This window comes from Pontibacter sp. GD7, assembly GCF_058216375.1.
In genome coordinates, this window is record NZ_JBYZMP010000011.1 from 62,872 (window position 1) to 76,848 (window position 13,977).

Annotated in this window: 9 protein-coding genes; 6 read left to right on the plus strand and 3 right to left on the minus strand. The window is 49.3% G+C overall.

Annotated elements, in window-relative coordinates:
- The first annotated feature begins 34 nt into the window (after positions 1-34).
- From AC4BAP_RS15845 to AC4BAP_RS15865, 5 genes are all read left to right on the plus strand, one after another.
- On the plus strand, positions 35-1,126 hold the full coding sequence (locus AC4BAP_RS15845; RefSeq protein WP_490583647.1) for an NAD-dependent epimerase/dehydratase family protein: 1,092 nt from the start codon (positions 35-37) through the stop codon (positions 1,124-1,126).
- Positions 1,127-1,134: 8 nt separating this feature from the next.
- Entirely contained in the window at positions 1,135-1,680 is a 546-nt protein-coding gene (rfbC, locus tag AC4BAP_RS15850) for a dTDP-4-dehydrorhamnose 3,5-epimerase (RefSeq protein WP_490583648.1), read from the plus strand.
- Positions 1,681-1,745: 65 nt separating this feature from the next.
- Positions 1,746-3,086: an NAD(P)H-dependent oxidoreductase gene (locus tag AC4BAP_RS15855; protein WP_490583649.1), complete on the plus strand. Its 1,341-nt coding sequence runs from the start codon at positions 1,746-1,748 to the stop codon at positions 3,084-3,086.
- 30 nt (positions 3,087-3,116) lie between these two features.
- Positions 3,117-3,929 (plus strand): nucleotidyltransferase family protein, encoded by an 813-nt coding sequence (locus tag AC4BAP_RS15860; RefSeq protein WP_490583650.1) that lies wholly within the window; start codon positions 3,117-3,119, stop codon positions 3,927-3,929.
- Between the two features lie 12 nt (positions 3,930-3,941).
- On the plus strand, positions 3,942-5,153 hold the full coding sequence (locus AC4BAP_RS15865; protein ID WP_490583651.1) for a glycosyltransferase family 4 protein: 1,212 nt from the start codon (positions 3,942-3,944) through the stop codon (positions 5,151-5,153).
- Positions 5,154-5,169: 16 nt separating this feature from the next.
- On the opposite strand, the gene AC4BAP_RS15870 is transcribed toward AC4BAP_RS15865, so the two are convergent.
- The 3 genes from AC4BAP_RS15870 to AC4BAP_RS15880 all read right to left on the minus strand — a co-directional run bounded on the left by AC4BAP_RS15870 (position 5,170) and on the right by AC4BAP_RS15880 (position 9,084).
- Positions 5,170-6,414, minus strand: a complete 1,245-nt coding sequence (locus AC4BAP_RS15870) for a glycosyltransferase family 61 protein (RefSeq protein WP_490583652.1) — start codon at positions 6,412-6,414, stop codon at positions 5,170-5,172.
- Positions 6,415-6,483: 69 nt separating this feature from the next.
- A complete protein-coding gene (locus AC4BAP_RS15875; RefSeq protein ID WP_490583653.1) occupies positions 6,484-7,596 on the minus strand; it encodes an alginate O-acetyltransferase AlgX-related protein in 1,113 nt (370 codons plus the stop codon).
- A 12-nt stretch (positions 7,597-7,608) separates the two neighbouring features.
- Positions 7,609-9,084: an MBOAT family O-acyltransferase gene (locus AC4BAP_RS15880; RefSeq protein WP_490583654.1), complete on the minus strand. Its 1,476-nt coding sequence runs from the start codon at positions 9,082-9,084 to the stop codon at positions 7,609-7,611.
- A 353-nt stretch (positions 9,085-9,437) separates the two neighbouring features.
- Here AC4BAP_RS15880 and AC4BAP_RS15885 point away from each other — a divergent pair, with 353 nt between their 5' ends.
- Positions 9,438-13,973, plus strand: a complete 4,536-nt coding sequence (locus tag AC4BAP_RS15885) for an Ig-like domain-containing protein (protein ID WP_490583655.1) — start codon at positions 9,438-9,440, stop codon at positions 13,971-13,973.
- The last annotated feature ends 4 nt before the right edge of the window (positions 13,974-13,977 follow it).

A 13,977-nucleotide genomic window follows, 5' to 3' on the forward strand; every position in this document is an offset into this window, starting at 1 on the left:
TCTCAACCCCAACCCTTTAACTATACTTTATACTATGAGAATTCTAATAACCGGAAATATGGGATATGTCGGACCCGGCGTGGTTGACCAGCTGCGCAAGGCATATCCTGACGCGACACTAATCGGCTACGACATGGGTTATTTTGCCTCGTGCCTTACCAATGCGGCCGTGCTGCCAGAGAGCAAACTGGACATGCAGCTGTTTGGTGACGTGAGAAACATTGACGCTGAGATATTAACCGGAGTAGATGCCGTGGTGCATCTGGCTGCCATCTCCAACGACCCAATGGGTACCCGATTTGAAGATATAACACTGGATGTAAACTATAAAACAAGTATAGCTATTGCAAAGCTGGCCAAAGAGGCCGGTGTAAAAAACTTTGTGTTTGCCTCCAGTTGCAGCATGTATGGCGCTGCCTCCGAAAAGGCTAAAACAGAGGATGCCGAGCTGAACCCGTTAACAGCCTATGCCCGCTCCAAGGTATTTACTGAGAAGGAGCTGGAACCGCTGGCCGGTGATGGCTTTACGGTAACCTGCCTACGCTTTGCCACTGCCTGCGGCATGAGCGACAGACTGCGCCTGGACCTGGTGCTAAATGACTTTGTGGCTGGCGCAGTGACCACCGGTAAGATCAATATTCTGAGTGATGGTACGCCTTGGCGCCCTCTGATCCATGTTAAGGACATGGCCCGTGCCATTGAGTGGGCCGTTACCAGAGAAGCATCCAACGGAGGTGAGTTCCTGGCCGTGAACACAGGTTCTAATGAGTGGAACTACCAGGTAACAGATCTGGCAGAGGCGGTGGCCGACGTAATACCGGGAACCGTGGTAAGTATAAACCGCAATGCAGCGCCAGATAAACGCTCATACCGCGTAAACTTCGACCTGTTTAAAAAGCTGGCACCGAACCACCAACCAGTTTATAATTTAAATGAAGCGATCCAGGGTTTGCGCGATGGCCTGCTTGAGATGGACTTTAAAGATGGTGACTTCAGAAATTCGCTGTTGATGCGCCTGAAAGTACTGACCAGCCTGCAGGAGTCGAACAAGATTAACGAACAGCTGCAATGGGCACACCAGACTGCCAAAAATAAAATCAAACAAAACGAGCTACAAACTGCATAACCCTGCATATGATTTTTACAGAAACAAAACTTAAAGGCGCTTACATTATTGATGTAAAGCGATTGGAAGACGAGCGTGGTTTTTTTGGCCGTTCGTATTGCGAGAAAGAATTTGAGGAGTACGGGCTGAACACAAATATTGTGCAGGCCAATGTGTCTTATAACAAGAAAAAGGGCACTTTAAGAGGCATGCACATGCAAAACTCACCTTACGAGGAAACCAAATTGGTACGCTGCACGCGCGGCGCCATTTACGACGTCATCATCGACATGCGCGAAGATTCTGAAACATACAAGCAGTGGATAGGAGTGGAGCTGACAGCCGACAATTACCGCATGCTGTATGTGCCAGAAGGTTTTGCCCATGGTTTTATCACGCTGGAGGATAACACAGATGTAACGTACCAGGTTACACAGTTTTACACACCAGGCGCTGAAAGAGGCATCCGCTGGAACGACCCGGCCTTTAACATTGAGTGGCCGATAGCGCCTGAGGTGATCTCTGAAAAAGACCAGGCACATCCGGATTTCGAGAAGTCGCTGACAAAAGTATAAAACGAAAGCTGTTGGCAATAGGCCGGCAGCTTTCTTTACTTAAACCTAATATTCTAAAGTATAATATGATCTTAGTAGATAATGCCCTTGCAAAACGCCACGCCGAAAACAACCCGGTGAGGGTTGCCATGGTTGGTGCCGGTTTTATGGGGCGCGGTATAGCCTTGCAGATCTGTAAATTTGTGCAGGGCATGGAGTTGGTTGCCATTGCAAACCGTAAAATAGAAAAAGCAAAACAAGCCTACACTGAGGCAGATGTTATTGGGGTGCAGGAGGTAAGCTCGGTGGCACAACTCGAAGATAACATCAGACAAGGCAAGTATAGCATTACCGATGATGCCATGCTGTTGTGCGAGGCAGAAGGTATTGATGCCATTATTGAGGTAACAGGTGCTGTTGAGTTTGGTACAAACGTAGCATTGCGCGCCATCGAAAACCGTAAGCATGTCATCATGATGAACGCGGAGGTAGACGGTACGGTAGGGCCGATCCTGAAAGTATACGCTGACAAGGCCGGAGTTGTGTTCACGAATGCCGACGGTGACCAGCCAGGCGTTATCATGAACCTGTACCGATTTGTAAAGGGCATTGGCGTAAAGCCCGTGGTGTGCGGCAATATCAAAGGCCTCCACGATCCTTATCGCAACCCGACAACGCAGGAAGGCTTTGCAAAAAAATGGGGACAGAACCCGTCTATGGTAACTTCGTTTGCCGATGGCAGCAAGATCTCGTTTGAGCAGGCTATTGTAGCAAATGGTACCGGCATGCGCGTTGCCAAAAGGGGCATGCATGGACCAACAGTTCCTAGCGGTACACCACTTAAAGAGTGCATGATGGATCTGTACCCACTGGATGACGTACTCAACGGACCAGGTATTGTGGATTATGTGGTAGGCGCAGAACCGGGGCCTGGTGTGTTTGTATTGGGTACACACGATCACCCTACGCAGCAGCACTACCTGAACCTGTACAAACTAGGAGAGGGGCCGCTTTACCTGTTCTATACCCCATACCATTTGTGCCATTTTGAGGTGCCAAACACAGTAGCGAGAGCGGTATTATTTAACGATGCTGCCCTTACCCCGATAGGAAAACCGTATGTAGAGGTAGTGGCAACCGCTAAAACAGACCTTAAGGCCGGACAGGTACTCGATGGCATTGGCCACTACATGACCTACGGCCTGTGCGAAAACGCTGACACTACGGCTAAAGAGAACCTGCTGCCTATTGGCGTGGCCGAAGGCTGCGTGCTGAAGCATGATATTCCGAAGGACCAGGTGCTGACGTACGATGATGTGATATTGCCGGAGGGAAGGCTGGTAGACAAGCTGCGGGAAGAGCAGGCCGAATATTTTGGTTTGAAAACTGAAGCGAAGTCTAAGGCAGCCGCCTCAGTAGAAAAATAGTCCGAAAAAGAATAATAGCAATCGCGCATCGTGGCCAAAAGGTACATGGTGCGCGATTATTTTAAGATGAGGTCTACGTTGCCAATAGTTGGAGTTATACCTGCTGCCGGAACTGCCAGCAGGCTTCAGCCATTGCCTTGCAGTAAGGAGCTATACCCGATCGGCTTTGAAAAGAGCAGTGAACGTATGAGCCACCCTAAGGTCGCGGCCACTTATCTGGTGGAGCAAATGGCAGCAGCAGGCGCTGAGCAGCTTTATTTTATACTTCGTAAGGGAAAATGGGACATTCCGGCCTACTTCGGTGATGGTAGCCAATTTGATCTAAGTATAGCTTACCTGATCATGGGCTTGCCACACGGGGCTCCTTTTTCCGCTGACCAGGCTTACGCATTTGTGAAGGACAGACTGGTACTGTTTGGTTTCCCGGATATACTGCTTGATGCGCCGCATGCTTTTGAAAAGCTGGTTCAAAAGCAAAAAGAAACAGGTGCAGCAATAGTACTGGGTATTTTTGAGACTGACAACCCCGGGAAGTGGGATGCAGTGGACCTGCAAACAGATGGAAGTATAAAACGAGTACATCCAAAGCCACATGAAAACAGTTCCGGCCATGCCTGGGCCTTTGCCTGCTGGTCACCGGAGTTTACGGCCTTTATGCACAGTCATCTGCTGCAAGCCTTAGAAGGACCGGAAGGCATTACTTCAGAGTTAACTATAGGCCATGTGCTGCAAGCCGCAATCGATAACGGGCTTAAAGCATCAAGTGTCCTTTTTGAAGAAGACTGTTGCCTGGATATAGGCACACCGGAAGACCTTCAGAAAGCAATTTTAAAATATTCCTGATTACAGCAACACATGCGCATTCTTATTATCCATAACCATTATAAAGAGGCAGGCGGCGAAGACACGGTTTTTTATGCGGAGGCAAACCTGCTGGAGGAGCATGGCCATGAGGTAAGGAAACTGGCGTTTTCAAATAAGAATGTTAAAAGCATTTGGCAAAAGCTGGAGGCGGCCCTTGGGGTGGTGTATAATGTTAGGAGCGCCAGAATCATGGAACGTGAACTGAAGGCGATTAAACCTGATGTGGTGCATGTGCACAATTTCTTTCCGTTGGTTTCGCCGGCTGTTTTTTATGTTTGCCATAAGTATAAAGTGCCGGTTGTTATGACGTTGCACAACTACCGTCTTATCTGCCCCAGTGCCTTGTTGCACTATAATGGCAGGGTGCAGCTTGAAAATGTGAATAAGACTTTTCCGGTTGGGGCAATTCTAAAAAAAGTATACCGTAACTCCGCATTTCAAACGGCCTCGGTTGTGCTTGCAACAGGGCTGCATAAATTACTGGGCACCTGGCGCGACAAAGTGTCCAGGTTTATTGTACTCACCCCCGGCGCAGCAGATATCTTTTTAAACTCCTCGCTCAGGCCAAGGCCGGAGCAACTCATGGTAAAGCCAAACTTCACCGAAGACCCAGGTACAGGCAGCGATAACAGAGCAGATTTTTACCTGTATGTAGGCAGGCTTACCCCCGAGAAGGGTATCCGAACCTTGCTGGAGGCACATCAGCAACAGCCATTCCCATTAAAGATCGTCGGCGACGGTCCGCTTAGGGTCGAAATAGAAAGGTATGCAGCAGAAAACTCCTCAGTTGAATACCTGGGCTTCCGGAAAAGAGAAGATGCACTGGCGCTTCTTAAAACGGCAAAAGCACTGGCTTTTCCATCGGAGTGGATGGAGACATTCGGACTGACCATTATAGAGGCATTTGCAACCGCCACACCTGTGGTGGCAGCCAGAATTGGAGGGGCGGCCAGCCTGGTGCAGCATCGTTACAATGGCTTGCATTTTGAGCCGCAACAGGCAGGTGCACTAGTAGAGCAGATAAAGGTACTGGAGCAGCACCCTGTGCTGGCCAACGAACTGGGCCGTAATGCACGCAAAACCTATGAACAGTATTTTACTCCGGAAGTAAACTACAGGCAACTGATGAAGGTGTATGAGGCTGCCATCGGGCAAAATAAAAGGCTTGCCCCCGGAGCCTTAGCCACAGAAGCAAGCCTTTAAAAGCTTTTATATTTTTTTATGCGACTTCTGCCCGGTTAGCCGCTTTCTGGTTTTCACTTTCCATCTTCTCCAGGATCTCCTCAACCTTCTGGGTTTCAACAAACAGATGCTCACGCTGGCCTTGGGTGGCGTTTTTAACCTTGCGTCTGTTCTTACAGATGATGTACTCGTAGTCAAGGTCCAGTTTTGTGGCGATGTCATAGAACGGCTCGATCACAAACCCTTCGTTAAAGATCTCGATCACCTTTGTGCCGGGCTTGCAGAAGAACATACTGATCAGTCCGGCACCGGTTGCGCCCATTACAGTCTTGGCCTTAGAGAACAGCCTTATTTTGTCTCGGATGCTAAGTTTGCTTGAAACTATGGTCTTAAAGCCATAAGGCTCAAGCGTCTGCTGCAGTTCTTTTTCGTTTAACACGTTCCTGATGCTGGAGTCGCTGCGGCTGATGTACAGGTAAGGTGTATCGGCCGTGATCAGGTCACTATCCTCTTCTGCAAATGGAAGGAACGACTCTCTGATGAAGGTGCACATCCACTCCGGAATTAAAGTATGGTTCCCCCTTGGCGCAGTAGAGGCTATCACACAGTCGGCTGCAATATGCGGGTGCTTATCGCCCTCGATTACCTTTGATAACGGGATACCAAGCAGATCCAGGGTTTCCAGTTGGTAGTCATAGCGCAGGCTTGGAACCAGGAACCAGTCTACTGTATCGTATAAACCGCTTTTCTGCAGCAGGTGCAGGCGTGGCAACACATCAATAAACCAGTGACTGATGTTGTTGATACCAGCCCCTCCGGTCAGCATGGAGAACACCGTGCCATCATACTTTTCAGGTTTGGTAAAGTAGCGCTGCTCAAAAATATTATTCAGGTTGGGCTCTGTTACTTTACCGCTCACAAGGCTTAACGAAACGTTCTCAACCACACGGTTATAGCGCGATATAACGGCCACACTGCTCTCGTTATCGGTATATACCCTGCCATCGGGTACCTCCACCACCATGTAGTTTGTGCATACCCGGCGCTTTGGTTTCCAGTACTCAGAGCATGCATGATACAGATCTTCCGATATGTTCAGTCTGGTCTCATAATTTGGGTAAACGCTGTGCACCTTAACCTCACGCGGGTTGTTGCGGTTTGGATACTCCAGGTTTATGCTGCAAACGCCTCCAGGTTTATAGTGCGTGTTGTGCGGGACTATCCTGCCTAAGATCTTCTTAGAGCGTTTGATCCCTTTGTGGTAAAAGGTTTTTATATCCATGAGAGTGAGTCTGATTTATATACTTTTTATATACTATGGTAATTTGCTTTGGTTAGAGTTCAGTGTCATTTAATCATAATATTTTACTAGAAGGTTCGGGTCCTTATTCTGGTTTGGGCCATCTGTCTGTAAACGGGATGTCACAAGGTTGGCAGCCACCTTTACGGCTACATGGTTCCAATGGGCATCATCGGCAGGGTAAAGCGGCACGTTCTTGTGCTGGTACAGTTTTTCGAAGTCAGACTGCAGGTCTACTGCGTCTACACGGCGTCTGCGCAGCTCTGCCATTAATCTCGGCAAGAAATCAGGTTTCTTTTTCGAGGGCAGCAACTGGTAGTAAATGTTTTCTTTGTTCGGTATCGGCATAAACAAAAAGCGTATGCCACGCTCTTCCAATGCTGTTTTATATCCTTCCAGCACATCAGCCACATACTTTATTTCTTCCTCGCTGTAAGTGCGGTTGGCTGTGTCGCCTTCAATAAAAAACTCGTTGTCGTAGCTGATGTATTCTTTCCTGCCAAAGGCTCGTTCTATACTTGCCAGCGTTCGGTGGTACAAACCAAGTTTAGAGACTCTGTCCGCGGTTACTGCCAGCCATGTAAGCGGAGGGGAGGAGTTGATGATGTTACCCGACAGGTTGCGAAGCTTAGAGTTAAAGCCGTTATCGCCTACAGGAGGCAGCTCCAGTATCCTACGCTCAATGCTAGACACAATAACCAGTTCCGGAGGGTTTTCCTGGAAGCGGTCTGTTGCCAGAAATCGGTTCATAGTAGCCGGTGCAAACGAGTACACGTCTTTACCAAGTTGGCGCTCCAGCACTTCGGCCAGCGTTTCTTCCTGCGACAGTTTGGCACCGGTTATATTAGAGTCGCCTATCAGCAGCACATCGCATTTGGTGTCGCGGTTGCGGTAGCCGTAAGCATCCGTGTACCACTCCACCACACGTTTCTCGGCATAAGGTGTATGTGGTGCCAGTTCGCCCTCTTCTTCCATTTTCATATGTATGTTTGGGTAAAAAGGCCCCGACATCACACGCATGCTGTTCACAGAAACGGTTTCCCAAATTCTGAATGTAAAGAAGTTCATCGGCAGGAACAGCACCTCTACCAAAGGCCAAAGTATAAATGGCAATGCCAGCAATAGCAGCTTCCCTAACAATCTCTTAACTCCTCTGTTCATCATACTCTTCATGCGCTAAAACTGAAAGTAAATAAACTCCTGATTGCCAAATTGCCCGAAAAGCAGCACCGTAATAATAGCCAGGTAATACACACTCCAGCGAACCCAGGCAGGGCGTTGCATGATCAGCTGCGACACGCTGCCGTTGCGCTGTATCAGGTGCACGAGCTCCAGAAGCATGATCGACAACACAGAAACAGCAAATACCTTAAGTCCCTGGTCCATAAACACGGTGTGGTAAATGTTCTGGGTTAGTGCCTCCCCAACGTTGCTTAATCCTGTTACCATGTTCGTGATGATGTACAAGGCATCGGCAAGTGAGTTGGCCCTGAAGAAGATCCAGGAAAAGCACACCAGGCCAAACACTGTGAGCACCTGTGTCCATTTAAGAAGCTGCGGATGTTTTGCCAGACCGGTTGCCTGTGCCAGTGCCTCCCGCTGCTTGGCCGTAACGATGGCAAATATCAGGTAAATACCGTGCAGGGCACCCCAGATCACGAAGGTCCAGTTGGCACCGTGCCAGAGGCCACTTACCATAAACGTGATAAACAGGTTATAGTACCAGCGCCATTTTATTACCCGGTTGCCACCCAGCGGAATATACAGGTAATCGCGGAACCAGGTGGAGAGGGAAATGTGCCAGCGGCTCCAGAACTCCGAGATAGACTTGGAAAAGTATGGGCTGCGGAAGTTCTCCATCAGCCGGAACCCCATTACCTGTGCGGCACCAATGGCTATATCGGAATAGCCAGAGAAGTCGCAGTAGATCTGGAAGGCAAAAAACACGGTTGCAATGGCAAAAGAAATGCCGTCAAAATCAGTTGGGTTGTTATATACCTGGTTCACCATCAGGGCCAGGTTGTCAGCGATCACAATTTTCTTGAAGAAACCCCAGGCCATGCGCCGGAGGCCGGCCACCACGCGGTTATAGTTAAAGTCGTGGCTCTGGTGCAGCTGGCCCAGCAAATTGCCCGCACGCTCGATGGGGCCAGCCACCAACTGCGGAAAAAACGTTACGAAAAGCGCAAATATGCCCAGGTGTTTCTCTGGTTTAATTCTGCCATGGTACACATCTATACTATAACTCATGGTCTGGAAAGTATAGAAGGAAATGCCCATGGGCAACAGCAACTCAAAGGCCGGCATGGCATAACCCATGTTCAGGGCATTGGCGATGCCGGCGGCACTGTCGTTAAAGAAGTTGTAGTACTTAAACAGCAGCAGGATGCCCAGGTTAGAGGCAAGGCTCATGTAAAGGTATGGTCTGCGTTTCTGCTTTTCCTCGTCCGGAACCCTGCCCATCGCTTTGCTGCAGAAATAATCTACTAGGGTAGAAACTATAAGTATGATCGTGTAGGCTGGTTTCCAGGAGGCATAGAAGTAATAGCTGGCCAATAATAGGATCAGCCACCTGCGGTTGGGTGAGGTTAGAAAGTAGAGGGTAACTACTACCGGAAAGAAAATAAAGAATTCAGTAGAGTTAAACAGCATATAAAATAAGTTCGTTAAGGGTGCATTTCACAATCAAACATCAAATCAACAGCTCCAGCCTGTAATCTCAACACGGGAAGCCCAACGTGAACCGCAGTGCAGCAAAGAGTTTTGCTAATATTCATTTATATAGATTCTGGGTAAAAAGGTTCGATGTTTTCACAAATATTTTTTTGCGTGTATATAGAAACACTGTTATAAATGGATTATACGGTGTATTAATGTTTTATAGACAATACAATAACCGGTAGTTTTTGAACTTTACCATGTTGTGGATAATATTTCTATATAACCTTATACTTTGAGTTGCGTTAAGGAGGGGGCTTGCTATCTAACCTGAACAAACTGTAAGTATGCAAAACATTTTCCTGCAGAGGTGTAAGCACCCATTACTTCTGCTACTCCTGCTGTGCCTGCCACCTTTTGCAGCCATAGCTATAAATACGACCTCCTTAAAAAGTTATACTTCTAAGTATCTGCTTGATGCGCCGCAGCTACAGGCCAGGCCTTCGTTGGTTGGTGCCAACTGGCTAACCTGGACGCCGGTAAGCGGTGCCTCTGGCTATGAGCTGGAGGTTTCGAACACGGGGCTGCCGGCAACTTTCGTGAAGCACAGTTCTTTTGGCCCCTCGGTGCGCAGTTACAGGCATACAGGTCTATACTATAGCCAGAAGGTATACTACAGGCTAAAAGCGCTTGGCACCGGAAACGACTTTAGCTACAGCGCTGTAGTAAGTGCCACCACAAACCCTGCAGGCAAAGTATACCGGATAATGCCACTCGGCGATTCCAACACGGAAGGAGGACGCGCCGAAACGGATGCTAATCTGAAAGCTTCATACAGGGCCAGGCTGGCGCAGCTGCTGGATGGCACGGTATCCAGGGGCAAGTATGATTTTGTGGGAAGCCAGCGCTCTGGCGCCAGTCTGACCACTGATATTGACCATGCCGGGTTTGGCGGGGCCACCATTCAGAATATTTCTGATCTGCTCCGCAACAGAAGCTATGGGGGCACCACCAATTCACAGGGCTTAACTTACCTGCAGGAGTACCAGCCCGATGTTATACTTTTGCACATCGGCACGAACGATGCCGACGGCTCCGATGCTGCTATCACGAGGCTGGAAGGGCTGCTGAACGAGATCGACAAGTATGAAGCTTCTTCTGGCAAGGATGTAACCGTTATCCTGGCTAAGATCATCAAGCGTGTTTGCTACAACGACGTGTTCGTGTACAGCTACAATTGTTATACTCCTACGGAGGCAGAGGCCACGCTCATTTACAACTCTAAGATGACTACCATGGCCCAGAACCGCAGGGCCAACGGCGACAACCTGTTACTGGTGGACATGCAGGATGGGGCGGGCATTATCTATAAATGGGCCTCAGACGGTGGCGACATGTCCGACCCGTTGCACCCAACCCAGCCTGGCTACGATAAAATGGCACCGGTTTGGTTTGCGGAGCTGGACAAGCTGCTGAATGTGCAGCCGGTTAGCCCGCCAGATACTGAAGCGCCTGAAACCACTATACTTACCAAGCCAGCCGCTCTAACCAACAGCACTTCGGCCACATTCAGCTTTGGCAGTAACGAGAGTAACGTAGTTTACCTGGCAAGTATAGATGGCGGCGCCTTTGCCGAAGTACCCAACCCCTATACCAGCACCGGACTGACGGATGGGCCGCACACTATAGAAGTTAAAGCCAAAGATGCTGCCGGGAACATAGATGAAAGCCCAGCTACTTATACCTGGACAGTGGACACACAGGCACCAGCTGCCCCTATAGTGCTAAACCCGGCCGAAGGCGTACTGCTAAACAACAACAAACCAGCTCTTTCGGGCACTGCGGAGGCTGATGCAACAGTAACGGTTCTCAACAAAGGGACACAGCTGGGCACAACCAAGGCCGGGGCCAATGGCAACTGGACCTTTACACCCACTGCCAGCCTGCCCGAAGGAGTACAGCAGATCACAGCAAAAGCCACAGATGAGGCCGGAAACACAGGGAACTCCAGCAATACACGCCAGTTTACCATAGATACGCAGGCACCAGAAACCACAATTGCCACCAAACCGGACATCCTCACAAACAAAACCACTGCCCAGTTTACATTTACCAGCAACGAAGCCGGCGTTAGTTTTGAGGCAAGCCTGAACGGAGGTGCGTATGTGGCTGCTGTCGGCAATACTTATACTTTAGATAATCTCAACGACGGAACTTATACTTTGTCTGCCAGGGCCACAGACGCCGCCGGAAACAAGGACGCTACGCCGGCCACCTATACCTGGACCGTAGACACCCAGGCACCGGCTGCCCCGCTATTGCTAAGCGTAAGCGAGGATTTAGGGCCTTTGCCCGATGATGAAGTTACAGCAGATAATTCCCTTCTCTTTAAGGGAACCGCCGAGGCATTTGCCACAGTAGAACTATTTGAATCCGGAAACAGACTTGGGCAGACCACAGCCAATGCCGCAGGTAACTGGGAACTGGATCATACTTCCAGCGCATTGTCAGAAGGAACTTATACTTTTACCGCCACCGCAACCGACAGGGCGGGCAACAAGGGAAATGCCAGCGCGGCTTTTCCGGTTACAATAGACCTGACCCCACCGGATGTAGTGCTTTCTACTTCTCAGGCCTCTCCGGTAAATGCCCCGTTTGAGGTAACGGTTACTTTTACCGAACAGGTGTACGGGCTTGCACTATCGGATTTTACAGCTACAAACGGAAACCTGACTAACCTGCAAAGTATAAACAGCACAGCTTACAAGGTAACTGTGAACCCTGCTGCGGATGGCCTGGTTAAGCTGAGCCTGGCAAAAGGAAAAGTTACAGACCTGGCAGGTAACCAGAACACAGCCTCTGAAACACTTGAATTAACGTTTGATGGCACGCCGCCGCAGATAAGTATAAATTCGGTGGCACCGGCCATTACCAAAGAGCCGTTTACAGTTACCCTGACATTTACCGAAGAAGTTACCGGTTTTGAACTGCAGGATGTTACTCCGGTAAATGCCACCCTGTCTGAGTTTAAAGCGCTGGATACCAAAAACTATACTTTATTGGTATGGCCGGTGGCAGATGGGGAGGTAAGTATACGTGTGGCTGCAGGCAAGGCTTTTGATGCAGCCGGAAACGGAAATGTGGCGTCGGAAGTGTTTAAGCGATTGTACGATGTGCAGCAACCCGGCGTAGTTCTTAGCACATCAGCCCCAAGCCCAACCAATCAACCGTTTGCCGTGGAAGTGGTATTCAGTGAAGCTGTAACAGGATTTGACTTGGCAGATATTGTAGTTAGCAACGGATCGGCGGCGCAATTGAAGAAGGAAACTGACAAGAAGTATACTTTTAACATAAGCCCTGCAGCTAATGGCGAGGTGCGTGTGTTGGTGGGTGCAGGCGCAGCGGCAGATATGGCAGGCAATCCCAGCATCGCCTCAAACGAGCTAGTATTGCAATTCGATAACCTCAGGCCGGGAATTGTACTGAGCACCGCATCAAACCAGGCTGTTAACAAACCATTCACAGTTAAGCTAGAACTCTCTGAGGCTGTAACCGACCTTAGTCTGAACGCCCTGGCTCTGAGCAACGCTACAGCCTCCGGGCTGCAAAAGATTAACGACCTGGAGTTTACTTTCGTGGTTACCCCGGCTCAGGATGGAGAAGTAACAGTGCAGGTGCCTGCTGACAAAGTACATGATGCTGCCACAAACGGCAATACCGCGTCTAACCTGCTGCGTATGCGTTACGATGTCATAGCGCCGGATAAGTATAGTGTGGCGTTTGGGGTTCAGAAGGTAGATGTAAGCAACCAAACATCCGTGAGTTTGCAGGTGACAGGCGCAGAAGTGGGCGCGACATACTTTTATACCATTGCCAGCAACAACGGCACCGAACAGGTAAGCGGCACCGCTGTGGTTGCAACATCTGGCTTCATGATAGCGGGCATCGACCTGTCTGACTTAGCAGACGGGACATTGACAGTTTCATTTTATTTGGTGGATGAGGCCGGTAACAAAGGCACAGTCGTAACCGCCCAGGCAGAAAAACTCACCAAAAACATTGTGTCAGTAGAAGCCCTGGCAAGTATAAAAGTGCCTTTTAACACTGCCTTTAACAAAGTGCCGCTGCCTGAGCAGGTGTCTGTAACCTATGCCACCCAAGAGCAGGAAAGTATAAAAGTTAGCTGGCAGCAAGGCGATTACAATGCACAAAGACCAGGGGTGTACACGCTCAAGGGCATCCTGACGCTATCCCCGAAAACATCAAACACGGGCAAGCTTACGGCAAGTATAACGGTGGAGGTGGAGCCAAACAAAGCACCTACGGCAATCTCACTTAGCACTGATACCTTTAAGCCAAATATCCTGCCGACGGAGGTGATCGGAACATTTTCCACCACCGATCCCGATGACACCGAATTTACATACAGTCTGGTAGCCGGCCCTGGAGGCACGGACAACAACCTGTTCGAAATCCTGAACAGCAATAATCTGCACCTGAAAACAAATAATGGCCTGTCAGGCAAAACAAAATTCACGATCAGGGTGCGAAGTATGGATGCCTATCAGAACAAGATCGAGAGGGAGTTTATACTTACCAAAACACCTTTCGATAAGCCAGATATCAAACTTGTGAACGCTTTCTCGCCGGATGGTGACGGAATAAACGACACCTGGGTGGTTCCAGAGCTAAGGTACTACAACAACGTGGAAGTGGAAATTTTTGACCGTGCTGGCATAAGGGTGTTCCATACAGAAAACCCTGAGGAAGGCTGGGACGGCAGAAGTAACTCCGGGCAGGTGCTGCAGGATTCATACTTCTACATTATCAGGATAAACGACCTGGGGCATGTGCAGAAAGGGGTAGTTACGGTTCTTAAATAAACTG

What these genes read in the sequence shown, in the direction of transcription:
- AC4BAP_RS15875 (WP_490583653.1), bottom strand. Translation starts at nt 7,596, where the DNA reads ATGATGAACAGAGGAGTTAAGAGATTGTTAGGGAAGCTGCTATTGCTG.
- AC4BAP_RS15855 (WP_490583649.1), top strand. Translation starts at nt 1,746, where the DNA reads ATGATCTTAGTAGATAATGCCCTTGCAAAACGCCACGCCGAAAACAAC.
- rfbC (WP_490583648.1), top strand. Translation starts at nt 1,135, where the DNA reads ATGATTTTTACAGAAACAAAACTTAAAGGCGCTTACATTATTGATGTA.
- AC4BAP_RS15845 (WP_490583647.1), top strand. Translation starts at nt 35, where the DNA reads ATGAGAATTCTAATAACCGGAAATATGGGATATGTCGGACCCGGCGTG.
- AC4BAP_RS15870 (WP_490583652.1), bottom strand. Translation starts at nt 6,414, where the DNA reads ATGGATATAAAAACCTTTTACCACAAAGGGATCAAACGCTCTAAGAAG.
- AC4BAP_RS15880 (WP_490583654.1), bottom strand. Translation starts at nt 9,084, where the DNA reads ATGCTGTTTAACTCTACTGAATTCTTTATTTTCTTTCCGGTAGTAGTT.
- AC4BAP_RS15865 (WP_490583651.1), top strand. Translation starts at nt 3,942, where the DNA reads ATGCGCATTCTTATTATCCATAACCATTATAAAGAGGCAGGCGGCGAA.
- AC4BAP_RS15885 (WP_490583655.1), top strand. Translation starts at nt 9,438, where the DNA reads ATGCAAAACATTTTCCTGCAGAGGTGTAAGCACCCATTACTTCTGCTA.